A 25,077-nucleotide genomic window follows, 5' to 3' on the forward strand; every position below is an offset into this window, starting at 1 on the left:
AGCTCTTACCACTCGGCTACGCTGCCGTCTTCATGGCGCCAAACCGGGTTGCGCCAGCGATGGCCTTCCTTGGCGCGCTCGATGACGTAGGCTTCGTCCACTTCGATGCCGAGGCCGGGGCCTTGCGGGATGCTGACGAAGCCGTCGGCATAGTGGAAGACTTCCTTATTGGAGATGTAGTCGAGGATGTCGTTGCCCTTGTTGTAGTGGATGCCGAGGCTCTGTTCCTGGATGAAGGCATTGTAGCTGACGGCGTCGACCTGCAGGCAGGCGGCAAGCGCGATCGGGCCGAGCGGGCAATGCGGTGCCAGCGCCACGTCATAGGCTTCGGCCATCGCCGCGATCTTGCGGCATTCGGTGATGCCGCCGGCATGGGAAAGGTCAGGCTGCAGGATGTCGACATAGCCGTCCGACAGGACCGACTTGAAGTCCCAGCGCGAATAGAGCCGCTCGCCGAGCGCGATTGGCGTCGAGCAATGATTGGCGATTTCCTTCAGGGCTTCACGATTTTCGGAGAGCACGGGTTCTTCAATGAAGAGCAGTTTGTAGGGCTCGAGTTCCTTGGCGAGAACCTTGGCCATCGGGCGATGGACGCGGCCGTGGAAATCGACGCCGATGCCGATATAGGGGCCGATCGCCTCACGAATGGTGGCGATGGTCTCAACAGCCTTCTCCACCTTGTCGTAGGTGTCGACGATCTGCATTTCCTCGCAGCCGTTGAGCTTGATCGCCTTGAAACCGCGGGCGACGACGTCCTTGGCGTTGTTGGCGACGTCGGAAGGGCGGTCGCCGCCGATCCAGGAATAGACCTTGATCTTGTCGCGCACCTGGCCACCCAGCAGCGAATGGATCGGCTGGCCAAGCGCCTTGCCCTTGATGTCCCAGAGCGCCTGGTCGATGCCGGCAAGCGCCGACATGTGGATGGCGCCGCCGCGATAGAAGCCGGCGCGGTACATGACGTTCCAGTGATCTTCGATCAGGAAGGGGTCCTTGCCGATCAGATAGTCTTCCAGTTCGTGCACGGCGGCCTGGACGGTCAAAGCCCGGCCTTCGACCACTGGCTCGCCCCAGCCCGTGATGCCCTCGTCTGTTTCGATCTTCAGGAACATCCAGCGCGGCGGCACGATATAGGTGGTCAATTTGGTGATTTTCATGGGAACGCTTCCGTTTCGGCTTTTGGATCATATCAGCGGCGCCAGGCCGCGGATTTCGGGATTTCAGGTCTTGTTTTTCTCCACCCGCCCGATCGCTTTTTCGGCGGCGGCAAGGTCGCGGGTGGCAAGATCGAGCATGCGATGGGCGCAGTCGCGCGCAGAGGTGCGGTTGCGCAGGCGCAGCGCCTCCACCAGATCGCCATGGACGGCGATCGCCTCATCACGGCTGTCCACCGCGACATTCGAAGCATGCAATGCATATTTCAGCCCGGCATGGATGGCGCTCGACAGGCGGCGGAACACCTGGTTGTGGCTGGCGCTCAAAAGCACCGTATGGAACATCACGTCGGCTTCGGTGAAGCGTTCGGGATCATCGCCGGAATCGCGCATCTGCCGCCAGGCTTTTTCGAGATCGGCTATCTCCTGGGCGGTGGCGCGCTCGGCGGCATATTCGGCGGCCACCGGCTCGATGGTACGCCGCGCCTCGAGAATGCAGCCGAGAATATCGAATTCGGCGATATAAGGACCCATCCACTCTAGCACGTCCTGATCAAGGATATTCCAGTCGTCCTTATCGCAGACGGTGGTGCCAATGCGCGGCTTGCCGCGCACGAGCCCTTTCGATTCGAGGATCTTCAGGGATTCACGGATGACGGTGCGGCTGACGCCGTAGAGATCGCAGAGATCGTTTTCGCGCGGCAGGGGCGAGCCGGAAGGATAGCGTTCGGAACAGATGTCCTCGGCGATCGCCGCCGTGACGTTCTTGCGCACGCGCGGACGGCGCTCCGCCGCTCCGTTCAGCCTTTGCTCTTGCTGTTCAAACGAATCCAATTGCCTTCTCCGCAGCCGTTCTCCCGCGCGGCCGAGCCTCTGCTTAGCGGAATTTATTCCGCATGGCGATAAGCGTCGGCGCGTTTGGCGGGCCATCCTTGCCAAAAGTCACACTATTATAATCATCATACATTGGCAATTGACTGGTATGATGATTTATCATAATTCAAGAAGCACTGCCAGGGAGGGCAGTGTGCTTCATTTCGAATTTTGGGAGAGAGTCATGCGCTTTTTCAAAGCAGCTATTCTGGCTGGTACGGTTGCGGTCATCGCAGCCACCTCCGCCTTGGCGGCAGACGTGAAAATCGGCTTCGTGGTCAAGCAACCGGAAGAACCCTGGTTTCAGGACGAATGGAAGTTCGCCGACATCGCCGCCAAGGAGAAGGGCTTCACGCTCGTCAAGATCGGCGCGCAGGATGGCGAAAAGGTTCAGGCTGCGATCGACAATCTCGGCGCCCAGGGTGCGGAGGGCTTCATCATCTGCACGCCCGATGTGAAGCTCGGCCCTGGCATCGTCGCCAAGGCGGCGGCCAACCAGCTCAAGCTGATGACGGTTGACGACCGTCTGGTCGGCGCCGACGGCAAGCCGCTGGAAGACGTGCCGCATATGGGCATTTCCGCCACCAAGATCGGCGAGAGCGTCGGCCAGGCGATTGTCGATGAAATCAAGAAGCGCGGCTGGGACATGAAGAATGTCGGCGCGATCCGCGTTTCCTACGACCAGCTTCCGACCGCTGTCGACCGCGTCGAAGGCGCTATTTCGGTGCTGAAGGGTGCCGGTTTCCCGGCCGCGAACATCTATGACGCGCCACAGGCCAAAACCGACACGGAAGCAGCGCTCAATGCTGCGACCACCGTGCTCAACAAGCATGCCGACGTGAAATACTGGGTGGCCTTCGGCCTCAACGACGAAGCCGTGCTCGGCGCTGTCCGCGCGACGGAATCGGTCGGCATTCCCGCCGCCAACGTCGTCGGTGTTGGCATCGGCGGCGCGGATTCGGCAATCAACGAATTCAAGAAGCCGCAGCCGACGGGCTTCTTCGGCACCGTCATCATATCGCCGAAGCGTCACGGCTACGAAACCGCGATCGATATGTACGACTGGATCGCCAACAGCAAGGAACCGCCGAAGCTGACGCTGACCTCCGGTTCGCTGGCGCTGCGCGGCGATTATCAGAAGGTCCGCAAGGATCTCGGTATCGAATGATCGTCCTCTCCGGATGATCGCGGCCCGGTGGCAGTTTTGCCGCCGGGCTCTTTTACCAGCGAGAGAAACATGGCCTTTCTCGAATTCAACGGTATTTCGAAGAGCTATCCCGGCGTTCAGGCGCTGTCGAACATCACCTTTCCGGTCGTCAAAGGCGCCGTGCATGGGCTGATGGGCGAAAACGGCGCCGGAAAGTCGACGCTGATCCGCATTCTTTCCGGCGATCAGGCGGCGGATGCGGGTACGATATCCATCGACGGCCAGGAGCAGCACTATCATTCGGTGCGGGATGCTTTTCACGCCGGCGTCACCGTCATCCATCAGGAATTGCAACTGGTGCCGGAACTGACGGTCGCCGAAAACCTGTGGCTCGGCCGCTTTCCGGCGAAAGCCGGCATCATCAATAGCAAGACGCTCGTCGATACCGTGCGCGCCAAGCTCCAGGAGATCGGCATCGATGTCGATCCGGCCGCCAAGGTGTCGTCGCTGTCGATCGGCGCGCGGCAGATGGTGGAAATCGCCAAGGCCGTCATGGTCGATGCCCGTGTCATCGCACTGGACGAGCCGACGTCGTCGCTGTCGTCGCGCGAGAGCGAGATTCTGTTTTCGCTGATCGAGCGGCTGAAATCGAACGGCACCGTCATCCTCTACGTCTCGCATCGGCTGGACGAGATATTCCGGCTCTGCGATGGCCTGACGGTGTTGCGCGACGGTAAGCTCGCGGCACACCATCCTGACATCAGGAAAGTAACGCGCGAGCAGATCATTGCCGAAATGGTCGGCCGCGAGATCAGCAATATCTGGGGCTGGCGCGGGCGGCAGCTCGGGCCTGTCCGGCTGGAGGTCAAAGGGCTCTCAGGGTCGAGACTTCCGACGCCGATCAATTTCTCCGTCCGCAGGGGCGAAATCCTTGGCTTCTTTGGCCTGATCGGCGCCGGCCGCAGTGAGATGGCCCGGCTGTTGTTTGGTGCCGATCATCGTCACCAGGGCACGGTCACTATCGATGGCGTCACGGTCGCTCCGAACAATCCCAAGGCAGCGATCCATGCCGGCATGGTGCTCTGCCCGGAGGACCGCAAGCTCGATGGGATCATCCAGGGCCGTTCGATCCAGGAGAATATCGCCATTTCCTCGCGGCGGCATTTTTCGCCGTTGGGCCTATTGAGCCCGCGCAAGGAAGCGGCCCTTGCCGATCAGTTCATCGCCAGGCTGCGCGTGCGCACGCCGTCGCGCAAGCAGGACATCATCAATCTTTCCGGCGGCAATCAGCAGAAGGTTATTCTCGGCCGCTGGCTGTCCGAACAGGGCGTCAAGGTGCTGGTCATCGATGAGCCGACGCGCGGCATCGATGTCGGAGCAAAATCGGAAATCTATGAAATCCTTTATGAATTGGCAGCCGGCGGCATGGCGATCGTCGTCATCTCCAGCGAACTGCCGGAGGTCATGGGCATTTCAGACCGGATCATGGTGATGTGCGGCGGCAAGGTCGCTGCCTATGTGACGCGGGCGAATTTCAACGAGCACCAGATCCTCACCGCCGCATTGCCGGACAAAAACGCCGCAAGCACATTCTGACTAGGGAAATCGTGACGATGTCTTCCTTGAAAAAAATCCTTCTCGGCGAACAGGGCCTCGTCGTCATCTTCGCGGTGGCCTTCGTCATCGTGTCGCTGACGGTTCCGAATTTCCTGACCGAGCGCAACATGATCGGCCTGCTGCAATCGGTTGTCACGATCGGCATCGTTGCCTGCACCATGATGTTTTGCCTGGCCTCACGCGATTTCGATCTTTCCGTCGGCTCGACCGTCGCCTTCTGCGGCATGATCGCGGTCATGGCCTCGAACGTCACAGGCTCCATCATTCTCGGCCTGCTGGCGGCGCTCGTCTGCGGCGCGATCGTCGGTCTCGTCAACGGTGCGCTCATCGCCAAGCTGCGCATCAATGCGCTGATCGCGACGCTTGCCACTATGCAGATCGTCCGTGGTCTGGCGCTGATCGCCTCGGACGGCCGCGCGGTCGGCATCAACGACCCGAATTTCTATCAACTGGCACTCTCGACCTTTCTTGGCATTCCGACGCCGATCTGGATCATGGTGATCCTGTTCCTCCTATTCGGCTTCGTGCTGAATCGCACCACCTTCGGCAAGAATACGCTGGCGATCGGCGGCAATCCGGAGGCCTCGCGGCTGGCGGGCGTGAACGTCGCCACGATGCGGATCTGGATCTTCACGCTGCAGGGCTTCATCTGCGCCATCGCCGGCATCCTCCTGTCCTCGCGCATCACCTCCGGGCAGCCGAATGCGGCGATCGGCTTGGAGCTGCTGGTCATCTCGGCCTGCGTGCTCGGCGGCGTCTCGCTCGCGGGCGGCCGGGCCTCGATGAGCGGCGTCATCGTCGGCGTGCTGATCATGGGCATTGCCCAGAACGTCATGAATCTCCTCAATATTCCGGCCTTCTATCAATATCTCGTCCTTGGCTCGATCCTGCTGATCGCGGTGACGCTGGACAATATTCGCTCGGCCGCGGCGGGACGTGCGAGGGGATAGCCAAGGGTTGACCAGAGCCCCAGAGGTTAATTGTTACAGCGCTGTCGTCTTCGGCGGATAGAGCATTATATTGTCGATTGAGGCAGCCCAGAGCATCCCGCTTTCAAGCGACTATGCGTTCCAGCGAACGCAGGTCGCTCTGGTGCTGCCTCCTACGGCCATTGCGGGGAGGGCAAGGGGCTCTTTCCCGGCGTTCAATCAACGACTAGGAGGACGGCATGCAGATCAATCGTACAGGTTCGGCCCAGTGGTCCGGCGGTCTGAAGGACGGCAAGGGTCAGATTTCGACCCAGAGCGGTGCGCTCAATCACTATCCCTACGGTTTTGCCAGCCGCTTCGAAGGCGTTCCCGGCACTAATCCGGAAGAGCTGATCGGTGCGGCCCATGCCGGCTGCTTCACCATGGCTCTGTCGCTGATCCTCAATGAAGCCGGTTTCACCGCCGAAAGCATGGAAACGACCGCCAAGGTCACGCTTGAAAGCGTCGAAGGCGGCTTTGCCATCACCGCCATTCACCTGACGCTGACCGGCAAAGTCCCCGGCGCCGACGAAGCCACATTCACCGAACTCGCCAACAAGGCCAAGGCCGGTTGCCCGGTTTCCAAGGCGCTTGCTTCCGTTCCGATCTCTCTGGAAGTGCACGCCGCCTGAGCAGTCCTTTCGATGGAGAGCGCCGTGCCGATGGTGCGGCGCTTTTTACATGCCAGGCGTTAGGGCACGGCATCGGACGGCATGAGCCGATGCGAACCGCAGCGCAACTCATGCTACGTACTCGCCGTGAGCGCGAGCAGTTTGCAGGTCGCCGATCGACATTTCGCCCTGGGCTGCGTCGGCATCGCTTTGCGCCATCGGCGCGATGTACGATCCCATCCTGTTTGCATCGTCAGGTTTCGTTGCAGCGAGATATTCAGACTTGACCGCTGACACTTGCCAGTGCCAGCAGCAACAGGAACACGAAAGGTGGCGGGAGCTCTCGATAGTTCCGGATACGGACAATGGCAGCGATCGCGGCGAGCATAATGCAAGCGCCCAACGCCGCCCCGATATATCGGGTGCCAGCTGTTATCAAGAGCACCGCCGTTGCAAGCTCGAAGGCGGCTGTGACCCAGCACCACCAGAAAGGAAATCCAAGTCGCACGAAACCCGCGCGGATTTTCGGATGTCCACTCGCATTGACGATAGCGCCGACGAGAAACGCCCCGGCGGCCAGCCAGACGAGGATTGTATCGAGCGATGTTGCGCCTGTGAAAATGTTCATTGGAACACCCGTTGATCTCTTCTGTATAGCGACGTCATTTAATCTAGCACTGCTAGTTTGTCAATCAATGTTCCTTTTGATAGTTTTGCATCAGGAAAATCGCGCGCATGAAGATTGAGGCACGGGTGGGTATCAGCGAACGCAAGACTCGAGAACGGGCCGAACGTGAACGGAGGATCGTCGTCGCTGCGAGGACGATCGCGGAACGCGACGGCTGGGCTTCCGTCACGATCCGGCGCCTCGCCGAGGAGATAGAATACAGTCAGCCAGTTCTCTATTCGCATTTTGAAAATCGCGACCAGATCGTCGGAGCGGTCGCGCTCGAAGGCTTCGGCGAATTGGCTGCGATGCTCGGCGCCGCGATCCGGCCATCATCCACATCAAAGGAGCGAGTGGAAGACATCGCAGTCGCCTATCTCGATTTCGCTTTCGCTCGCCCTGCGATGTACGAGGCGATGTTCGTTCTGCCGACTGGCCTCCGCTTCGCCAGATCCGACACGCCAGCTCAACTTCGCGATGGTTTCGGAGCCATGGCGACGGTGATCGCGCCGTTCTCCCGGGATGTGGATACGGCTACCGAAACTTTTTGGGCGGCACTTCACGGTCTGGCGGAGCTTGAACGTCACGGCAGGATAAGACCCGCTTTCCGGGCTCAACGTATCACGCTCATCATGCAGATGGTGACAAGTCAACTCTGAGAGCGGGCCCTGCGATTAATCTGATCCCGCATAAGAGGCTTGGAAAATGCGGGATAGTGCGCTCATATTCCGCCGTAAATGTACAATCCCGCATCCAGGGCCCGGACTATCCTTTTCACGGAAAATGCATTGCGAAAAGGGGATTGCAGAATGTCCGGACTCACGTTGATTCACGTCATTATCAGCCTGATCGCCATCGCTGCCGGCATCGTCGTCGCAGAGGGATTGATTTCCGTGAAGCGCCATGAGCGCTCCACGTTTGTCTACATGGTCACCATTCTGCTCACGAGTTTGACCGGATTCCTCTTTCCTTTCAACGGCATTACGCCCGGCATCGTATTCGGCATCATCACCGTTCTGCTTTTCATTCCGACGGCAATCGCCCGCTACAGGCAGCGGATGGCCGGTATCTGGCGGCTTGTTTTCATCGTCGGCAGCCTGCTGATGCTCTATCTCAATTGTGTTGTGCTGATCGTTCAGTCCTTCCAGAAAATTCCATTGCTCAATACGCTGGCACCCATGGGGAACGAGCCGCCGATCCTCGCCGTACAGACCGTATTGCTGCTCGCGTTCCTGATCGTCGGCTTCCTCAGCGTCCGCCGTTTCCAGCCGTCGCTTCTGCGTATCTAATTATCGCAATCTGACTCCATCGACAGCGTCTCAACCGCCTCGTTTCGCGGAGCGGCTTCTTGACATTTGAGCCTTGATGATTTACGAGTGACGAAAATTAAAAATCGTCACTCGTAAATCGGAAGCAACCCAATGCTCGATCCTTCTGCGGTTAGCGCCGATCTTGCACGTCAGGAGAACGTAACGCGGATTCTCGATTCCGCCGAAAAACTGTTTCGCCACTACGGCTACAGCAAGACGACGGTTGCCGATATCGCCCGTGATCTCGGTATGTCGACCGCGAATATCTATCGGTTCTTCGCGTCCAAGACGGAAATCCACCAGGCCCTGTGCGGCCGCATGCTCGCGCTGAGCTACAAGATGGCCTACGACATCCGTCACATGCCGATCAGCGCTTCCGAGCGGCTGCGCACTTATGTCCGTGCCCAATACAAGTTGACGCTCGAGACGATGCTCGACGAACAGAAGGTGCATGAGATGGTCGTCGTCGCCATCGAGCGCGATTGGCATGTCATCGAAAAGCACATTGACCGGATCCATGACCTCATGGCTGAAATCATTGCCGAAGGCATCGCCGCCGGCGAGTTTTTCGAACAGGATCCAGTCGCCGCCTCGAAATGCTTCGGCGCGGCGACAATCATTTTGTGCCACCCGCAAATGGTCGCGCAATGTCTTGCGAAGACGAACCGGGCGGAACCGGACGATCTTATCGAATTTGCTATCAGAGCGCTAAAGAAATAGTAGTACGCGCATTGGATGATCCACGCGCCTTTGCATTGCATTTGACTAAAGCCGTTTGATCAAGGAGAGCGACATGGTTTCGCTGACGACCAACATACGATCCGCTGCCGGCGCTGCCGTCTTTGCTGCCGTTGCGCTCACGCTTTCGGGCTGCAACGAGAAGAAAGAAGAGACTGCGGAGGTGATCCGGCCGGTGAAAGTGGTCGAGATCGCCCAGGCGGATACGACGCGCAAGCTCGACTATTCCGGTGCGGTCAAGGCGCGGACGGATATGAACCTCGGCTTCCGGGTCAACGGCAAGATCGTCGAGCGCAAGGTGGATATCGGCGAGAAGGTCAAGCCCGGCGACGTGCTCGCCCGCATCGACTCCACCGATTACGCTTTAGCCGTGCGCCGCTCCCAGGCCGATCTCGATGCGGCCGAGAAGCAGGTGCAGACCACGGAGCTCGCCCGCAATCGCGCGCAGCAGCTCTTCGACAAGAACGTTTCGCCGAAATCGCAGCTCGAACAGGCCGAGCTTTCCTATGACCAGGCCGTATCGACGCGGGATTCAGCCGTGTCGGCCTTGGCGGAAGCGAAGAACCAGGTCGCCTATACCGATCTGACTTCGGACATGAACGGCATCGTGACGACCATCAATGCCGATGTCGGTCAGGTGGTCGGCTCCGGCACGCCCGTCATCACCGTTGCCGTCGACGGTGAGAAGGAAGCGCAGATCGCTGTCCCGGAAATGGATATTGCGCAATTCAAGGTCGGTAAGGACGTCAAGGCGCGCTTCTGGTCCGATGACGCGCTGGTGCTGGACGGCAAGGTGCGTGAGGTATCCGGAAGCGCCGACGCGCAGTCGCGTACCTTTGCGGTCCGCGTCAGCCTGCCCAACGATCCGCGCGTGCTGCTCGGCATGACCGCGACCATCGAGGCGCTGGCCGACAATACCCGGCCTTTCGTCTCCATTCCGCTGAGCGCGCTTGCGGAGAAGGACGGTCAGCAGATCGTCTGGTTGGTCGACCGCAGTGCCGGCACCGTGCACTCCCGCAGCGTCAAGGTTGCCGACTTTGCCGATGATGGCGTGCGTGTCGCCGATGGCCTCAAGGCCGGTGACGTCGTCGTTGCCGCCGGCACGCAATTCATGAGCGAGAACATGAAGGTCAAGGTGCCGACCGGGCAGCAGGCTTCGGCTGAGACACATGGCAGCGCCGCGGCTGCCGATATCGTGCGCTGAAAGGATCGAGGGGCGGGACAATGATTATCAACAGCACCTCCGACGAAAAGAAGCGCTTCAACCTGTCGCGTTGGGCGATCGGCCATCCGAGCATCGCGCGCTTCCTGTTCGCGCTGATCATCATCGCCGGCGCGCTTGGGCTCACGCACATGGGCCAGAAGGAAGATCCGGATTTCACCTTCCGCGTCATGGTCGTGCAGACCATCTGGCCTGGCGCCTCGCTGCAGGACATGGAAGACCAGGTGGTCAACAAGATCGAGCGCAAGCTGCAGGAAACCCCGCATCTCGATTGGGTCAAATCCTATACCCGCGCCGGCTTTGCCATCACCACCGTCCAGATCAAGGGCGACACGAACACCGAACAGGTGAAGGACGCCTTCTATCAGGTGCGCAAGAAGGTCGGCGATATCGCCAACACGCTGCCCTCCGGCCTGCTCGGCCCCTATTTCAACGATGAGTTCGGCGATACCTTCATCACCCTGCATTCGATCAGCGGTGCCGGCTACAGCTATCCTGAGTTGAAGAAATTCGCGATCCAAGCCCGTGATATGCTGCTCGAGACGCCCGGCGTCGAGAAGGCTGTGATCATCGGCGATCAGCCCGAGCAGATCTATATCGATGTCTCCTCCAAGGTGCTGGCCGAGCGCGGCCTGACGCTGACCGCCCTGCAGAACGCGATCGTCGGCCAGAACAATGTCGATCCGGCCGGCACCGTCGATACCAGCACGCGCTCGGTTCGCATCTCGGTCGAGGGGGACGTCAACAAGATCGAGGATATCAAGAATCTCCGGCTGACCGCCGGCGGCCAGGTGACGCGTCTCGGCGATATAGCGACGGTCAGCGCCGGGCTACAGGATCCTTACACGGCCAAGTTCCTCTATAACGGTCACGAGAGCGTCCAGCTCGGCGTCGTCATGGCCAATGGCAACAAGGTGACCGACGTCGGCAAGGCGGTGGAAGAGACCTACAAGCGTTTCGAGGCATCGCTGCCGGTCGGCGTGCAGGTCGACCAGATCTCCAACCAGCCGGAAGTGGTGACGGACGCCATCAGCGAGTTCATGCATGCGCTCGGCGAAGCGCTGGTGATCGTGCTGATCGTCTCCTTCCTGTCGATCGGCTGGCGCTCCGGCCTGGTGATCGCCATCGCCATTCCGCTGGTGCTGGCTGCGACCTTCGCGCTCATGTACGAGCTCGGCATCGACCTGCAGCGTATCTCGCTCGGCGCCCTCATCATCGCGCTCGGTCTCCTCGTCGACGACGCGATGATCGTGGTCGAATTGATGGAACGCAAGCTGGAGGAGGGGCTGGTCAAGCTCGATGCGGCAAGCTTTGCCTATTCCTCGACCGCCTTTCCGATGCTGACGGGTACGCTGATCACCACGGCGGGCTTCATCCCAGTCGGCTTCGCCGCGTCGACGGCCGGTGAATACGTTCGCACGCTCTTCTATGTCGTCGGTATCGCGCTGGTGATTTCCTGGTTCGTGGCGGTCTACTTCACGCCCTGGCTCGGCTATATGATCCTGAAGCAGCGGCATCATGCCGGCGAGCATCACGACGTCTTCGATACGCGCTTCTACCGCCGCCTGCGGTCGTCGGTGAGCTGGGCCGTGCGCCATCGCGTCATCGTGCTGCTTCTGACGCTCGCCGCTTTCGTCGGCAGCTTGTGGTCGTTCCAGTTCATTCCGCAGAACTTCTTCCCGCAGTCTTCGCGTCCGGAAATTCTGGTCGATCTCTGGCTGCCGGAAGGCACCAGCATCAAGGAAGTCGAACGCCAGGCGCAGAGGTTGCAGGCCCGCATGGCCGATGATCCCGACAAGCGGTTCATCGCCACCTATGTCGGCGAAGGTGCCCCGCGCTTCTTCCTGCCGCTCGATCAGCAGCTCACCAACCCGAACTATGCCCAGTTGCTGGTCATGGCCAAGGACGAGCCGGCGCGCGAGCGATTGATCGTCAAGCTGCGCAGCATGCTTGCCGCCGACTTCCCCTCGGTCCGCGCCAAGGTGGACCGCCTGTTCCTCGGTCCGCCGACCGGCTGGCCGGTGCAGTTGCGTGTCATGGGTCCGGACCGGCAGGAGGTTCGCCATATCGCCGATGATGTAAAAGCGCGCTTCGCGCAGAACCCGCTGCTCGGCGCTATCCATGACGACTGGCTGGAGCCGGTGCCGGCCATGAAGCTGGTGATCGATCAGGACCGCGCCCGTGCACTCGGCGTCACCTCGCAGCGTATCCGCCAGATGCTGCAGGCCTCGATGTCCGGCGTCACCCTCGACAATTATCGTGAGGGCGAGGAGACCGTCGGCATCGTTGCACGGGAGCCAGAGGCAAGCCGCCATCTGCTGACTTCGGTCAATTCCATCTATATCCCGACCGACTCCGGCGGTTTCGTGCCGTTGTCGCAGGTCGCAAAGGTCGTGCCCGTCATGGAGCAGAGCATCGAGTGGCGCCGCGACCGCCTGCCGACGATCACGGTTAGGGCGACGCTTCCCGACAATGTTCAGTCGAACGACGTGACGGCCAAACTCTACAACGACATGGCCGATCTCAGAAACAGCCTGCCGGCGGGCTACAAGATCGAGATTCAGGGCGGTGCCGAAGACAGCGCCGAAAGCCAGGCCTCGATCGCCGCCAAGGCACCGATCATGCTGGTCATCATCGTCGTGCTGCTGATGGCGCAGCTCCAGCACTTCGGCAAGGCGATGCTGGTGCTCTCCACCGGTCCGCTCGGCATCATCGGTGCAGCCGGTGCCCTGCTGATCAGCGGCGCGCCCTTCGGCTTCGTGGCGATCCTTGGCGTCATCGCGCTGCTTGGTATCATCATCCGCAATTCGATCATCCTCGTCGACCAGATCGATCAGGACATCGCGGCGGGCATGGACCGGAAGGAAGCGATCATTGGCTCGGCCGTCCGCCGTTTCCGGCCGATCATGCTGACGGCGTTGACGGCGGTTCTGGCGCTGATCCCGATCTCGCGCGGCGTTTTCTGGGGTCCACTTGCCTACGCCATGATGGGCGGCATCCTGGTTGCCACAGTGCTGACCATCTTCGTGCTGCCGGCGGGCTATGCGCTCTTTTTCGGCCGCGAGCCGAAGAAGAAAGGACAGCAGCCCGTCGAAGAGCAGGAGAGCAACGACGCCGTACATCATCTACCACCAGCTATGGCAGCGGAATAAAAAGCGCGGGCAGAGCGTGAAAGGGGCCCCGGCTTGTGCCGGGGCCCTTTTTTATTTTCAGCGGCGTGGCTCGAAGGTCTGTGTGAGGATCGAGCATTCGCCCGCCGCGATCTTGAGCACCGTCAGGCTTCCGCCCATGGCGGCGGCCGTGTCGATGCCAATGCGATGATTGCCAAAGTCGGGCCGCGCGGTCGGCGTATGGCCATGCACCACCAGCACCGGCAATTGCGGACCTTCGGAGAGGAAGGGGTCGCGGATCCAGATCAGGTCTTCGTCGGTCTGCTGTTCCAGCGGTATGGCAGGCCGGATGCCGGCATGGACGAAAAGGAGGGGACCGATGATGATGGCGATCGGCAGGGAGCGCAGCAATTCGACATGCGCCGGCGGCATGGCCTGAAGAACGGTTTCGCAGAGTTCTTCGATGCTCCTGCCTTCTTCGAGCAGCAGATATTCCACGTCGACGCCATAGGAGGCGAGTGTCTGTACGGCGCCGAACTCGAGCCAATGGCTGTTGGCGCGCGGATCGTCCAGGAATTTCAGGAAGACATCGTCGTGATTGCCGCAAAGGATATAGCGGTCAAAGCCCACAGGTGGCGGCTCGCACAGATGCTGCAGCACGTCGTTCGATCGCGGACCACGATCGACATAATCGCCGAGGAACATTAGGAGTTTCCGGCCGGGGATCGTGACGGCATCCGCAACGATATGCCTTTCCGCTTCGATCAACGCGTCGTAGCAGCCATGAATGTCGCTCAGCGCATAGATGGCTGTGTAGCCTTCCGCTGTCAGATCAATGCGGGATCGCGGTTCAATGGACTTCGCCGCTCTCCTGCCGAAAAGTTGATCGATTAGTCCGGTCATGGACATCCGCCTACACCAAACACGACGGCATAATCTTTTGAAAATATTTCAAGAATCCCGCCATTTTAGGGCGGTAGCGCAACGCTAGTCCAATGGATGGTCAGGTGCAAGATGCGCCGGTGGGCGGGACTTACGCTAAGGTTAAGAAAAACAAGGCGATAGGAGTCGTTATGCCTTGGCGCGACCAACGCGATTCTTGGCGTTGGAGCGTTTTGCGACGGATGAATGTTTGTTCGCCGATGGCGCCATAGGGGTGCCGAACTGCATCCAGTTGCAGGCCATCGAACGCCTGACGGCAGCCGAATTCTCCCGGGCGCAGCCATGGGCAGCGACCGGGAACTCCAAGTTGGAGACTTTGCCGACTAGCCCTCATAGGCCTTCTGCAGGCCGGCAATATCGAGCTTCACCATTTGCATCAGTGCCTGCATGACGCGCGCGGCCTTGACGGGATCGGGATCGGACAGAAGCTTGCTGAGCACGCTCGGCACGATCTGCCAGGAGACGCCATAGCGGTCCTTCAGCCAGCCGCATTGCTCGATTTCGCCGCCGTCGGCAAGACCATCCCACAGCCGGTCGACCTCTGCCTGATCCTTGCAATCCACCGCCAGCGAGATCGCATGGGTATATTCGAAGCGTATGCCGCCGTTCAGCGCCATGAAGCGCTGACCCGCCAGCGTAAAGTCGACGACCAGCACGCTATCGGCCTTGCCGGCCGGCGTATCGACAAGGTTCTTCTGCACATGGTCGATGCGTGAATCCGGAAACAGCGAGACATAGAACCTCGCGGCCTCCTCGGCCTCGCGCTCGAACCACAGGCATGGAGCAATCTTGGACATCGGCGTTTCTCCTCTTTCGGGTTGGGTTGACCAGAGGACGGATGGAAAGGGGAAATGCCGACAAGGGAGGAAAGATTTTTATGAGGGACTTTAATTTCCAGCGAGAGGCTAGCTGATTGTCATCCCCTCGCCCCGCTTGCGGGGATAGGGCTAGAGTGAGGGGCACAGGCACGACGTTGCGGCATCGGAGAGCGTGCCTGACAATCTCATCGATTGGCTGCCAACCGCTCCGCAAACTCGATCGCTTCGATCAGGCTGCGCTCATTGGCGATCCCCTTGCCGGCGATGTCGAAGGCCGTGCCGTGGTCGACGGAGGTGCGGACGATCGGCAGGCCGAGGGTGATGTTGACGCCGGAGAGGTCCATCCATTTCCCCGTCGCCGGGTCGATCTCGAAGCCCAGCAGCTTGACCGGGATATGCCCCTGATCGTGATACATGGCGACGACGGCGTCATATTGGCCGGCGCGCAGCTTGACGAAGACGGTATCGCCGGGGACCGGGCCGACGATATCCAGCCCATCTTCGACAGCCTTTGCGATCGTCGGCGCAGAAATGTCGATATCCTGCCGGCCGAAGAGGCCGCCTTCGCCGGCATGCGGATTGAGCGCCGCCACGGCAATTTTCGGCTTGGCGATGCCGAGCTGCTTGAGTGCCTTGTCGGTCAGGTCGATGACAAGGCGCAGCCGCTCGGGCGTCAGGCGCTTCGGCACATCTTCCAGCGCGACATGGGTGGTGACGTGGCTGACGCGCATATTGCCATGGGCCAGCATCATCACTGAGCCGCGGGCGCCGGTGAGTTCGGCGAGCAGCTCGGTATGGCCAGCATAATGGAAGCCGGCCTTGTTCAGCGCTTCCTTGTTGAGCGGCGCAGTGACGATGCCGCCGACCTTTCCGGTCATGGCGAGCTGAACGCCCTTCTCGATCGCCTTGAAAGCCATGCGGCCGCCATCGGCAGAGAGCCGGCCCGGCAGGATTGGTTCTCCCTCGGCGTCTGCTTGGATGAAGCAGAGGTTCGGCCAGTCGTCTTCCATCCGGGCTTCCGGAATCTCTACATCGAGGCCGAGCTGCCGTTCGGCGAGCCGCAGGGCCGGGCCGCTGCCGATTATTGTAAGTTTAAGCTTACCTTCATCGAGCCTACCCTTCAACCGGGCTGCGGCCTTGACGATAATTTCCGGGCCGATGCCGGCGGGGTCGCCCATGGTGATTGCCAGGTGCCGCGTCATGGTTCTTCTCCTCCGGCAATCAGCGCGTTTTCACTCAAGAGATCGCGCCATAGGGTGGGGCCTCCGAATGCGCCGGACTTCGAGATCACCGTGGTGCCCTGCCAGGGGCCGCCGACAATCGTGGAGCGGGGCAGGCCGGGTGCGGCCTGGCCGGTGAGGCTGAGGGCGGTGACGTCGAGCGCCGCGCAAAGGTTCCGCAAGGTTTCGCCGCCGGCGACAATCAATGTGGCCGGCGCCGGCAATGCGTTGGCTATGCCGCCGAAGGTCGCCTCGATCCGCCTTGCCGCGTCGTCGCGTTCGAGCCCGGTTGGCAGGTCGAGGCTGACCATGGCGACGCCGCTTTGCTGGATTTGTCTGTCGACCGCATCGGCGCTGGCACCTTCCGCAAGCTTCAGCCAATTGGGGCCGCAGGCCTGGAGTTGCGCCAGCGTGATCGGCTGATCGGAGCCGAACAGGCCGAGCACAGGTCTTTGCAGCCTGCGCGAAACGGGGACAGTGGGCGCGGGCCGCTCTTCGCTCGCGTCCTTTTCGGGAGGAGGGCGGCGATGCGTTGCCAAATCGATATTGCGCGCCAGGGCGCGCGCCAGCCCACCGGTGCCGCTCCAAAGGACCGGTCCCTGCAGTGCAGATGATACCCATGCGATGACGGCGTCGAGGTCGTCGTCCGAATGGGCGTCGAAAACATGGATGCCATCCGGAATGGGGTCTCCGGCATCGACCTGGTGGTGACTGAGCGGCGTGTTGAAGGCCGGCAAGCCCTCCGCTTTCAAATGAGCGACGAGATCGCCGCTGATATCGCGCCAGGCATCCTTCCCGGCAAACAGCACCTGCCGTCCGCCGCGCGTATGCCGCCCGTGATGCGGAAAGGCCGGCGCCAGAATGCAATGCCGCCAGTGGCCGAGCCGAAAGCAGGCCGCAAGTTCCGCCGCCCAAGGCCCGCGAAACAGGCTATCCACCTTCTTGAAGGCAAGATCGGCCCCCTCCAGCAACGGCGCGATGTGGCCGACGATGGCCGCCGCTTCGGCTGCCGTTTTCTCGCGGGTGCCGCTGTCGATTGCAAGGCAATCCGGCAGGCTTGCCGGAAGCGCATCTTCGCGCTGCACCTCGATCGGCCTATAGACGCCGACGAATTCGACAGCCGTGTCGAGCGCGCCGGTCAGATCGTCAGCGATGAGGCGGAGGGTGGGCATGAGCGATCATTGCCTCCGAAGGGCTCGGGATGCGGTGGAGATAAGCATGGAAATGACGTTCCAGTGTGCCGATTTGGGTGGGTGCAGTCTTTAAATTGTGGGGGAGTTGTCAAGTCGAAAGGGCCCGTAATCCGATTGGATGACCCGGGGGAACCTTGCTCGGAATGGTAGGCGGTCTTATTCTGAACTGTTCGCGAGCCTGCCCCAGCGTGCAGCCGAGGCGGAAGGCCCGGCGACACAGGGAGGTTGTCATGAAAATCGCGTCGATACTTGCAATCGGCTGGATCGGATTTTGCGGAATCGCTTCCTTTGCCTGGGCAGAGCAGGCACACACACTGGTGGTTCCCAATGAAGTCAAGTGGGGCCCAGCCCCCAAAGTGCTTCCTGCTGGAGCACAAGCGGCGGTCTTGTTCGGCGATCCCATGAAGAAAGGCTTATTTGCCCTGCGGCTCAAAGTGCCAGCCGGCTACGCGATCCCACCGCACACGCATCCTGGCGATGAGGTGGTCACGATAATATCGGGGACGATCAATTTTGGGATGGGCAAGACCGCCGATCGGAGCGCCACCAAGCCACTGCCTGCGGGCAGTTTCTTCGCGTTGCCGCCCGGCACGGCGCATTTCGTTTACTTCAACGAGGAGACTGTCCTCCAGATCACTACCAATGGCCCCTGGGGGATCAAATATATCAATCCGGCGGACGATCCTCAAAAGTCGCAATAGCTGGTTGGGGGCTTGAAGGTTGCTGCTCTATCGCGGAGTGCGGCGGATGTCACACCAACGAATCGGTCCGCGCGCCGGTAGCCATTAGGCAATGAACGGCGCAATCTTCGGCCTTCACCAAGGCTTGTCGACGTTCGCTCCATCGCTGTTTGCGGCGCTGCAGATCGGGGCTGCGGCATTCGCCACGTTTACTCTCACGCTGATATGCGGCTATGCTGGCGTCCCGGCGATAGGGCAAGGTGGTCCCTGTCGATCCAAGGAGAGCAGAGTGAGCTACGATTTCCATGTGGGCCAGAAGGTCGTCTGCATCGATGACACGTTCAAGCATGTCAGCATCGACCAATTGATCCGCAAGGGAACGATCTACACGATCCGTTGGGTCGGCGAATACACCCATTATGTCGACGGCACCTTCATCGGCGTGAAGCTCGAAGAGATCCATCGCGGCAATGACGACGGCCCGGAAGGCTACGGCGCCGCCGACATGCCCTACCGCGCCACCCGCTTCCGCCCGCTGGTGAAGGACAAGATTGCGTCGTTGCGCAAGCTGCTGGCGCCGACGCCGGATGCGCCGGTGGAGAAGGGGAAGAAGGTTAGGAAGACGGAGAAGGTTTGAGGGGGATCGGAACGTCCAAAGCCTACCAATTCCGAAATTATTGATTGGGGCATTCCGGCTCTGGACTGAGGCCAAACCAAGATGCCATGTTTTAGCCTGCAGTTGCTTCGACCGTGGTCTGTCCGATGAAAATGGTCTGAATTCGCTCGAAAAGCGGTTTTAAGCTCGCGGCTCTTTGGAAAGCTCCGTCATCTCGATAGTGCTCCATATCCAATGCCGCTAGGGTTCGCCCAACCTGTTCGCGTGCCTTGTCATAGGCAAGTTCGGCGATCTGATAAATTCGAGGCAATTCCTGGGATGGGCGTTCTATCTGGGAGGCGTCAGCGGATACATCTACTCCCGTTGCTTCAAATATCACCTGATTTGTTAGCCGACCATCTATGCGAACAAAATGTGTGTTCTCCGCGATAAACCATGCCTCGGCTTCCATCACAGCAACAACAAGGAGAGGATCAATAGGATCGTTCGGCAGCTCACTTCTAGAGCCTGCCACTAATCGTTCTAGTTGCTCTCTCTTAAAAGAGGGTGCTAAGTCCCTCACGCCAATTATATCGGTATAGCCTGATGATATTAGGCCGTTATAACGTTCACCAATAGCTGAAACCACTCTGCTGTCAGTGCCGCAGTCTAGGAGAAGAAAATAGAAATCGCAGTTATCGGGATCTCCTTCGTCCCCGTCGACAGCCATGGTGATCGTGGGAAAGCGCCTTCCTCCATAGAGCTTTTCATTCTTGATTGCATAATTTTGCTTTGCCGCGAGGAATTTAATGACTTCAGCAACAAATAATTGCTCGGTCAGCCCTTCAGTGAAAATTGCTATTTTCTTCATTTTTTGGTGGGCGTCGCAAGAAAATCTCGGGCGAGAAAATCGAAGTTGTTGAGCCCGGTAAATCTAAACTCTTCAAACTCCTCCGGCCGATTTTTCTCATTGTAAGCCCGAACCTCGGGTCCATCGCGGTCAAGTACTGTCCAGTATTGAAGGTCTATGCCATTCATTACATAACGGTCATTGGTTGTCATGATTATCTGCATGTCAGAGTTCTTCACTTTTGACACTAGAAGCCTGATTAGGTTACTTGACCTATCAAAATCGAGCCCTTCTCCGATATCGTCAATCAAAACGGTCTGCGCTTCGCCGATATACAATCCGTAATTTAGGTGGATCACAATTGCGAGGGCGCGAAACATACCAACGGACATCATGAATTGATCTACGTCTCCGGTGATGCCTCTTTCCTTCACGCAAATTGACTGAACCTCATAGCCATGCGCGATAATGTTGGCAGGTGCGCCAAGCCAAATAGCTTCAAGATCGTAGCCGACTGTTCTCATATCCGAAAGAACAGCCTTGGCGAAGCTAAGGGCATTTTTGCTCAGGCCTTCCCGCAGGACGCCTACCGTCTGGTTGAAATCCTTGGGGTCGAGAGGTGGAGAATTCGGCCGGACCAGCATAATAGCGCCTTTGCCGAGTTCAGTGTGACAGGGATAAAAATATGTCTCATTTGCCCATTCAATTAGAGGCAACAAAAATGGATGCTGAATCTGATCGTTGCGTGAGGTTGCTGCAAGCATGCCAATTGGCGACTGAAAGCTAATTGATTGCTTTAACTCAGTAGCATGGATAGTTCCAACCCCACCTTTTCCCCGTTCCAACAGTATCTCGTTATCCTTGGCGAATATCTCCAACTGTACGCCTTCGTCGTCCACCTCAAGGCGATAATGCCAGATGCCTTCGTCATTTGAAAATTTGACGTCAAAGTTGCCGGCCGGAGGTGGAGTAGGGGTGCCCGTTAGCGCCTTAGCTAAAGAGTGAATCACCGAGAGTGTCCGCGACTTTCCCGAAGCGTTTCGGCCAACAATCAAGTTAATCTGCTGAAACGACACGGGATGGAGGCGCCAATATCGCGGCTCGTCAAGAAACTCGGTGTAGGACAACTCTAACAAGCGCACGAGAACTACCCTCTATATCAGTCAACAAGTGCATTATGAGACCAGCAAATCAAATGTGCAATTGTGATCGCGGCAGATGCCGTGACCCAGAGTTGCCGCCAAGTTGTGCCTCAAAAAAGGTTATGTTTTTTCCGAAGAAGGTCGCTCTTCAGATCCAACGCATGACTGGCAAACATTCGCCGGCAGATAGGCAGTGCAAATTGCGGCACCAGCGACAAACAGTTTCTTAGTGTCATTTCGAGTCTCACGGCAGAATAATTGTTGCGAACAATGGCGGAACAAGCTGTGACGTATTGCTATGCGCGACGGTGCATGGGTATGCACTTTGTTCTTTTGCGTCTCTAAAAGGCTTGGAAAAAACTGGTGCTGCTAGAGAGATTTGAACTCTCGGCCTCTCCCTTACCAAGGGAGTGCTCTACCCCTGAGCTATAGCAGCAAACCGTGGCGCGTCGTGCGCGCCGTATTGGGCGAGGCGGCTATTGCCATAGGTGAGAGGTAAGTGCAAGCCGCAAATTTCAAGTTCGGTGAAAGATCGCTGGAAAAATTATGTCGGTCTTTTGAAGCCGGGGGATTTCGGCTATGGGAAGGCCATGAGTGCGGATAAGACGAAAAGCGGTGATGAGCAGCTCTCGCAAGGCGGTTTGACGGCCGGCGGGGGGAAGGAAGGCGCGGGCGCGAAGCTTAATCTCGAGGCGGAGCGGCGGCGCGAGCGGGCGGCGCAGAAGCTGCGTGAAAATCTTGCGCGCCGCAAGCAGCAGGTCCGGGCCCGCCGCGCCGGCCAGGCGGACGAGACGGATGGGCTTCCCGCCGCAAATTCGTCCGATGCAAAGGATGCCGCCGCAAAAATGGACGAATCGTAATGATTTGATGTTGGTCATCATCAAACAGCATCAAACGAATTGAAGCCTTAAACTATTTCGTCTAAACAGCGCTCTCTCCCCAAACGCGTGGAATTTGGCGCACGGAACTTCAGGAAAGGCGGGCCTCGCCCGTAGTCATATATGGATCGTATCAGGATTGTCGGCGGCAACGAGCTCAACGGTATCATTCCGATCTCCGGCGCCAAGAATGCGGCTCTGCCTCTGATGATCGCCTCGCTGCTGACAAGCGATACGCTGACGCTCGAAAACGTGCCGCATCTGGCCGATGTCGAGCTGCTGATGCGTATCCTCGGCAATCACGGCGTCGATGTCGCCGTCAACGGCCGGCGCGAGCGCCAGGAAGACGGCTATTCCCGCACTATCCATTTCACCTGCCGCACTATCGCCGACACGACTGCGCCCTATGAGCTGGTCGCCAAGATGCGCGCCAGCTTCTGGGTCATCGGGCCGCTGCTCGCCCGGGAAGGCCAGGCGCGCGTATCGCTGCCGGGCGGCTGCGCCATCGGCACGCGTCCGGTCGATCTCTTCATCGACGGCCTGACGGCGCTCGGCGCCACCATGGAAATCGACGGCGGCTATATCAACGCCACCGCGCCGAAGGGCGGCCTGATCGGCGCGCGCTATGTCTTCCCGAAGGTTTCGGTCGGCGCCACGCATGTGATGATGATGGCTGCGACGCTTGCCCGCGGCACGACGGTCATCGGCAATGCGGCCCGCGAGCCGGAAGTCGCCGATCTTGCCAATTGCCTCATTGCCATGGGCGCGAAGATTTCCGGCGCCGGCACCAGCACGATCACCATCGAAGGCGTCACCTCGCTCTCCGGCGCGCGCCATCGCGTCCTGCCGGATCGCATCGAGACCGGCACCTATGCCATGGCGGTTGCCATGGCCGGCGGCGATGTCCGCCTGGAAAACACCGACATGGCGCTGCTCGACACGGCGCTGGAAAGCCTTCGCCGCGCTGGCGCCGTTATCTCGGCGACCGAAAGCGGCATCCGCGTTCAGCGCAATGGCGGCGGCATCAAGCCGGTCGATATCGTTACCGATCCCTTCCCGGGTTTCCCGACCGACCTGCAGGCGCAGTTCATGGCGCTGATGACGCGCTCGACGGGCACCTCGCACATCACCGAGACGATCTTTGAAAACCGCTTCATGCATGTGCAGGAGCTCGCGCGCCTCGGCGCGAAGATCTCGCTCTCCGGCCAGACCGCCAAGATCGAAGGCGTCGAGCGTCTGAAGGGCGCGCCGGTCATGGCGACGGACCTGCGCGCCTCCGTCTCCTTGGTCATCGCCGGCCTTGCCGCCGAGGGTGAAACGCTGGTCTCGCGCATCTATCATCTCGATCGCGGCTTCGAGCGGCTGGAAGATAAGCTGACGCGCTGCGGTGCCATTGTCGAGCGCATCAGCGACTAATTCCGGCGGCCCATAGAAAGAGACAGGAGAAGCCTGTTTCTCCGGTTGCGTCTTGCCCGCCCGCATCCTATTTCCATCACTTGAGAAATGCCGGCATCGGCATTTCCATGGCGATCGGGGATATCAGGCGAATGACCAATCTCAAGCTAATGGCGCTCGACAACGAAGATTTGGGCGTGATCTCCGCGCATATGCAGGACAGCGTCTTCAAGGTTTCCGACATGTCCTATGCGCCGCGGCTCGGGCAATTTTCCGTTGCCGCCAACCGTTTCGTCTGGGAAGTGTCGGATCAGAAGGGCAAGCCGTTCGAGCGTCATCGCTCGGCGCTGGTGTTCAAGCGGGTGCTGGCGGTGCGCTCCAACGGTGTCGACCGGCGCCAGCGCGACGAGGTGCTGTCGCTGCTCGCCATCCGCTTCGATCAAAAGGGCGAAGGGCCGGATGGCACGATCGAGCTGACGCTGGCGGGCAAGGCGACGATCGCGCTCGATGTCGAATGTATCGAAGTTCAGCTTGCAGATATCGGCGGCGCGTGGGAAACGGCTAATAAGCCCAGTCATCCGGACGAGGCCAAGTAAGCGTACGAGTTTTCGCCGCGTGCGGCGGCCCCGAAGGAAGAGGATTATCAGCGTTGGCTATCTGGCTGGATCAGGCATCGGAAGGATTCGAACAGCAGTTCGCCGCTTTTCTGACGACCAAGCGGGAAGTATCCGAGGATGTGAACGCCGTCGTACGCGCCATCATCGATGATGTGCGGGCGCGCGGCGACGCGGCTCTCGCCGATTATTCCAGGAAATTCGAGGGCATCGATTTCGCCGTGACGCCGATGCGTGTCAGCGAAGCGGAGATCGATGCGGCGGTTGCCGCCGTCCCCGCCGAAGTGCTGGGCGCGCTCAAGGTCGCCGCCACCCGCATCGAATCGCATCATCGCCGGCAATTGCCCAAGGATGATATTTATGAAGACGCTCTCGGCGTCGGTCTCGGCTCGCGCTGGACGGCGATCGAAGCCGTCGGCCTCTATGTGCCCGGCGGCACGGCGAGCTATCCGAGTTCGGTGTTGATGAATGCCGTGCCGGCCAAGGTCGCCGGCGTCGATCGCGTCGTCATCGCCGTGCCGACCATGAAGGGCGCGGTCAATCCGGCTGTTCTGGCGGCGGCCCGCATGGCCGGCGTCGAGGAGATTTACCGAGTCGGCGGGGCGCAGGCGATTGCGGCACTTGCCTACGGCACCGAGACGATTGCTCCAGTCGCCAAGATCACCGGCCCCGGCAATGCCTATGTCGCCGCCGCCAAGCGGCAGGTTTTCGGCACCGTCGGCATCGACATGATCGCCGGCCCTTCGGAAGTGCTCGTCATCGCCGACAAACACAATGATCCGGATTGGCTCGCCGCCGATCTCCTAGCGCAGGCCGAGCATGACGAGGGCGCGCAGTCGATTCTGATCACCGATGACGCCGCGCTCGGCAAGGCCATCGAAGGCGCCGTCGCGCGGCAGCTCAAGCAGCTCGGCCGGTCGCAGACGGCGACCGCGAGCTGGCGGGATTTCGGCGCCATCATCCTGGTTTCCGATCTGAAGCAGGCCGTTCCGCTCGCCAACCGTATCGCCGCCGAACATGTCGAGCTTGCCGTCGACGATCCGGATGCGCTGCTGGCCGGCATTCGCAATGCCGGCGCGATCTTCGTCGGGCGTCATACGCCGGAAGTGATCGGCGATTATGTCGGCGGCTCCAACCACGTGCTGCCGACGGCCCGCTCCGCGCGCTTCTCGTCCGGGCTTTCGGTGCTTGATTTCGTCAAGCGCACCTCGATCCTGAGGCTCGGTCCCGAGCAGTTGCGCACGCTTGGGCCTGCGGCGATCGCGCTCGCCAATTCCGAAGGGCTCGATGCCCATGCGCGATCCGTTGCGATCCGCCTCAATCTCGAAGGATAAGG

24 protein-coding genes and 1 tRNA gene are annotated in these 25,077 nt (G+C 59.9%); 15 read left to right on the forward strand and 10 right to left on the reverse strand.

Features of this window, described 5'->3' with window-relative positions; all coding sequences use genetic code 11:
• Positions 1 to 5: 5 nt before the first annotated feature.
• Entirely contained in the window at positions 6 to 1,154 is a 1,149-nt protein-coding gene (gene dgoD / locus PH547_RS23450) for a galactonate dehydratase (protein ID WP_104824409.1), read from the reverse strand.
• Between the two features lie 63 nt (positions 1,155 to 1,217).
• Positions 1,218 to 1,985, reverse strand: a complete 768-nt coding sequence (locus tag PH547_RS23455; protein ID WP_245463898.1) for a FadR/GntR family transcriptional regulator — start codon at positions 1,983 to 1,985, stop codon at positions 1,218 to 1,220.
• A gap of 223 nt (positions 1,986 to 2,208) precedes the next feature.
• Here PH547_RS23455 and PH547_RS23460 point away from each other — a divergent pair, with 223 nt between their 5' ends.
• The 4 genes from PH547_RS23460 to PH547_RS23475 all read left to right on the forward strand — a co-directional run bounded on the left by PH547_RS23460 (position 2,209) and on the right by PH547_RS23475 (position 6,388).
• A complete protein-coding gene (locus PH547_RS23460; protein WP_104824407.1) occupies positions 2,209 to 3,192 on the forward strand; it encodes an arabinose ABC transporter substrate-binding protein in 984 nt (327 codons plus the stop codon).
• A gap of 69 nt (positions 3,193 to 3,261) precedes the next feature.
• Positions 3,262 to 4,767, forward strand: coding sequence for an L-arabinose ABC transporter ATP-binding protein AraG (araG, locus tag PH547_RS23465; protein WP_104824406.1), 1,506 nt, complete (start codon positions 3,262 to 3,264; stop codon positions 4,765 to 4,767).
• A 17-nt stretch (positions 4,768 to 4,784) separates the two neighbouring features.
• On the forward strand, positions 4,785 to 5,738 hold the full coding sequence (gene araH / locus PH547_RS23470; protein ID WP_104824405.1) for an L-arabinose ABC transporter permease AraH: 954 nt from the start codon (positions 4,785 to 4,787) through the stop codon (positions 5,736 to 5,738).
• Between the two features lie 218 nt (positions 5,739 to 5,956).
• Complete coding sequence (locus PH547_RS23475) at positions 5,957 to 6,388, forward strand: OsmC family protein (protein ID WP_104824404.1); 432 nt, start codon at positions 5,957 to 5,959, stop codon at positions 6,386 to 6,388.
• Positions 6,389 to 6,644: 256 nt separating this feature from the next.
• On the opposite strand, the gene PH547_RS23480 is transcribed toward PH547_RS23475, so the two are convergent.
• Complete coding sequence (locus tag PH547_RS23480) at positions 6,645 to 6,995, reverse strand: DoxX family protein (RefSeq protein WP_104824403.1); 351 nt, start codon at positions 6,993 to 6,995, stop codon at positions 6,645 to 6,647.
• A gap of 125 nt (positions 6,996 to 7,120) precedes the next feature.
• On the opposite strand from PH547_RS23480, the gene PH547_RS23485 reads away from it, so the two are divergent.
• The 5 genes from PH547_RS23485 to PH547_RS23505 all read left to right on the forward strand — a co-directional run bounded on the left by PH547_RS23485 (position 7,121) and on the right by PH547_RS23505 (position 13,456).
• The gene (locus PH547_RS23485) at positions 7,121 to 7,693 is read left to right on the forward strand and encodes a TetR/AcrR family transcriptional regulator (protein WP_104825221.1); all 573 of its coding nucleotides are present in this window, start codon (positions 7,121 to 7,123) and stop codon (positions 7,691 to 7,693) included.
• A 150-nt stretch (positions 7,694 to 7,843) separates the two neighbouring features.
• Positions 7,844 to 8,323, forward strand: a complete 480-nt coding sequence (locus PH547_RS23490) for a hypothetical protein (protein WP_260303156.1) — start codon at positions 7,844 to 7,846, stop codon at positions 8,321 to 8,323.
• Positions 8,324 to 8,455: 132 nt separating this feature from the next.
• Complete coding sequence (locus tag PH547_RS23495; protein WP_285169577.1) at positions 8,456 to 9,064, forward strand: TetR/AcrR family transcriptional regulator; 609 nt, start codon at positions 8,456 to 8,458, stop codon at positions 9,062 to 9,064.
• Positions 9,065 to 9,137: 73 nt separating this feature from the next.
• Positions 9,138 to 10,286: an efflux RND transporter periplasmic adaptor subunit gene (locus PH547_RS23500; protein ID WP_104824400.1), complete on the forward strand. Its 1,149-nt coding sequence runs from the start codon at positions 9,138 to 9,140 to the stop codon at positions 10,284 to 10,286.
• 20 nt (positions 10,287 to 10,306) lie between these two features.
• Positions 10,307 to 13,456 (forward strand): efflux RND transporter permease subunit, encoded by a 3,150-nt coding sequence (locus PH547_RS23505; protein ID WP_199773489.1) that lies wholly within the window; start codon positions 10,307 to 10,309, stop codon positions 13,454 to 13,456.
• Positions 13,457 to 13,513: 57 nt separating this feature from the next.
• Here PH547_RS23505 and PH547_RS23510 read toward each other — a convergent pair whose 3' ends face one another.
• From PH547_RS23510 to PH547_RS23525, 4 genes are all read right to left on the reverse strand, one after another.
• Positions 13,514 to 14,317 (reverse strand): metallophosphoesterase family protein, encoded by an 804-nt coding sequence (locus PH547_RS23510; protein ID WP_285169578.1) that lies wholly within the window; start codon positions 14,315 to 14,317, stop codon positions 13,514 to 13,516.
• A gap of 362 nt (positions 14,318 to 14,679) precedes the next feature.
• Complete coding sequence (locus PH547_RS23515; protein WP_285169579.1) at positions 14,680 to 15,153, reverse strand: VOC family protein; 474 nt, start codon at positions 15,151 to 15,153, stop codon at positions 14,680 to 14,682.
• Between the two features lie 206 nt (positions 15,154 to 15,359).
• On the reverse strand, positions 15,360 to 16,376 hold the full coding sequence (gene pdxA, locus PH547_RS23520) for a 4-hydroxythreonine-4-phosphate dehydrogenase PdxA (RefSeq protein WP_285169580.1): 1,017 nt from the start codon (positions 16,374 to 16,376) through the stop codon (positions 15,360 to 15,362).
• Positions 16,373 to 17,566 carry a four-carbon acid sugar kinase family protein gene (locus PH547_RS23525; protein WP_285169581.1) on the reverse strand — a complete coding sequence of 398 codons (1,194 nt, stop codon included), beginning with the start codon at positions 17,564 to 17,566 and terminating at the stop codon, positions 16,373 to 16,375. The genes pdxA and PH547_RS23525 overlap by 4 nt, the downstream gene beginning before the upstream one ends.
• 251 nt (positions 17,567 to 17,817) lie before the next feature.
• Between PH547_RS23525 and PH547_RS23530 the strand changes: the two genes are divergently transcribed.
• Positions 17,818 to 18,288 carry a cupin domain-containing protein gene (locus PH547_RS23530; RefSeq protein ID WP_104824395.1) on the forward strand — a complete coding sequence of 157 codons (471 nt, stop codon included), beginning with the start codon at positions 17,818 to 17,820 and terminating at the stop codon, positions 18,286 to 18,288.
• A gap of 268 nt (positions 18,289 to 18,556) precedes the next feature.
• A complete protein-coding gene (locus PH547_RS23535; RefSeq protein WP_285169582.1) occupies positions 18,557 to 18,904 on the forward strand; it encodes a CAP-Gly domain-containing protein in 348 nt (115 codons plus the stop codon).
• A gap of 91 nt (positions 18,905 to 18,995) precedes the next feature.
• On the opposite strand, the gene PH547_RS23540 is transcribed toward PH547_RS23535, so the two are convergent.
• From PH547_RS23540 to PH547_RS23550, 3 genes are all read right to left on the reverse strand, one after another.
• The gene (locus tag PH547_RS23540) at positions 18,996 to 19,733 is read right to left on the reverse strand and encodes a hypothetical protein (RefSeq protein ID WP_285169583.1); all 738 of its coding nucleotides are present in this window, start codon (positions 19,731 to 19,733) and stop codon (positions 18,996 to 18,998) included.
• The gene (locus PH547_RS23545) at positions 19,730 to 20,854 is read right to left on the reverse strand and encodes an AAA family ATPase (RefSeq protein ID WP_285169584.1); all 1,125 of its coding nucleotides are present in this window, start codon (positions 20,852 to 20,854) and stop codon (positions 19,730 to 19,732) included. The genes PH547_RS23540 and PH547_RS23545 overlap by 4 nt, the downstream gene beginning before the upstream one ends.
• A 361-nt stretch (positions 20,855 to 21,215) precedes the next feature.
• Positions 21,216 to 21,290, reverse strand: a tRNA-Thr gene (locus tag PH547_RS23550).
• Positions 21,291 to 21,444: 154 nt separating this feature from the next.
• On the opposite strand from PH547_RS23550, the gene PH547_RS23555 reads away from it, so the two are divergent.
• The 4 genes from PH547_RS23555 (at position 21,445) to hisD (ending at position 25,075) form a co-directional block, all read left to right on the forward strand.
• On the forward strand, positions 21,445 to 21,714 hold the full coding sequence (locus tag PH547_RS23555) for a hypothetical protein (RefSeq protein ID WP_285169585.1): 270 nt from the start codon (positions 21,445 to 21,447) through the stop codon (positions 21,712 to 21,714).
• 141 nt (positions 21,715 to 21,855) lie between these two features.
• Positions 21,856 to 23,148 (forward strand): UDP-N-acetylglucosamine 1-carboxyvinyltransferase, encoded by a 1,293-nt coding sequence (gene murA / locus PH547_RS23560; protein ID WP_104824392.1) that lies wholly within the window; start codon positions 21,856 to 21,858, stop codon positions 23,146 to 23,148.
• 131 nt (positions 23,149 to 23,279) lie between these two features.
• Complete coding sequence (locus PH547_RS23565) at positions 23,280 to 23,723, forward strand: DUF2948 family protein (protein WP_104824391.1); 444 nt, start codon at positions 23,280 to 23,282, stop codon at positions 23,721 to 23,723.
• Positions 23,724 to 23,776: 53 nt separating this feature from the next.
• Positions 23,777 to 25,075, forward strand: coding sequence for a histidinol dehydrogenase (gene hisD / locus PH547_RS23570; protein ID WP_285169586.1), 1,299 nt, complete (start codon positions 23,777 to 23,779; stop codon positions 25,073 to 25,075).
• Positions 25,076 to 25,077 lie beyond the last annotated feature (2 nt).

The sequence above is a fragment of the Rhizobium cerradonense genome, assembly GCF_030182455.1.
Classification (GTDB): domain Bacteria; phylum Pseudomonadota; class Alphaproteobacteria; order Rhizobiales; family Rhizobiaceae; genus Rhizobium.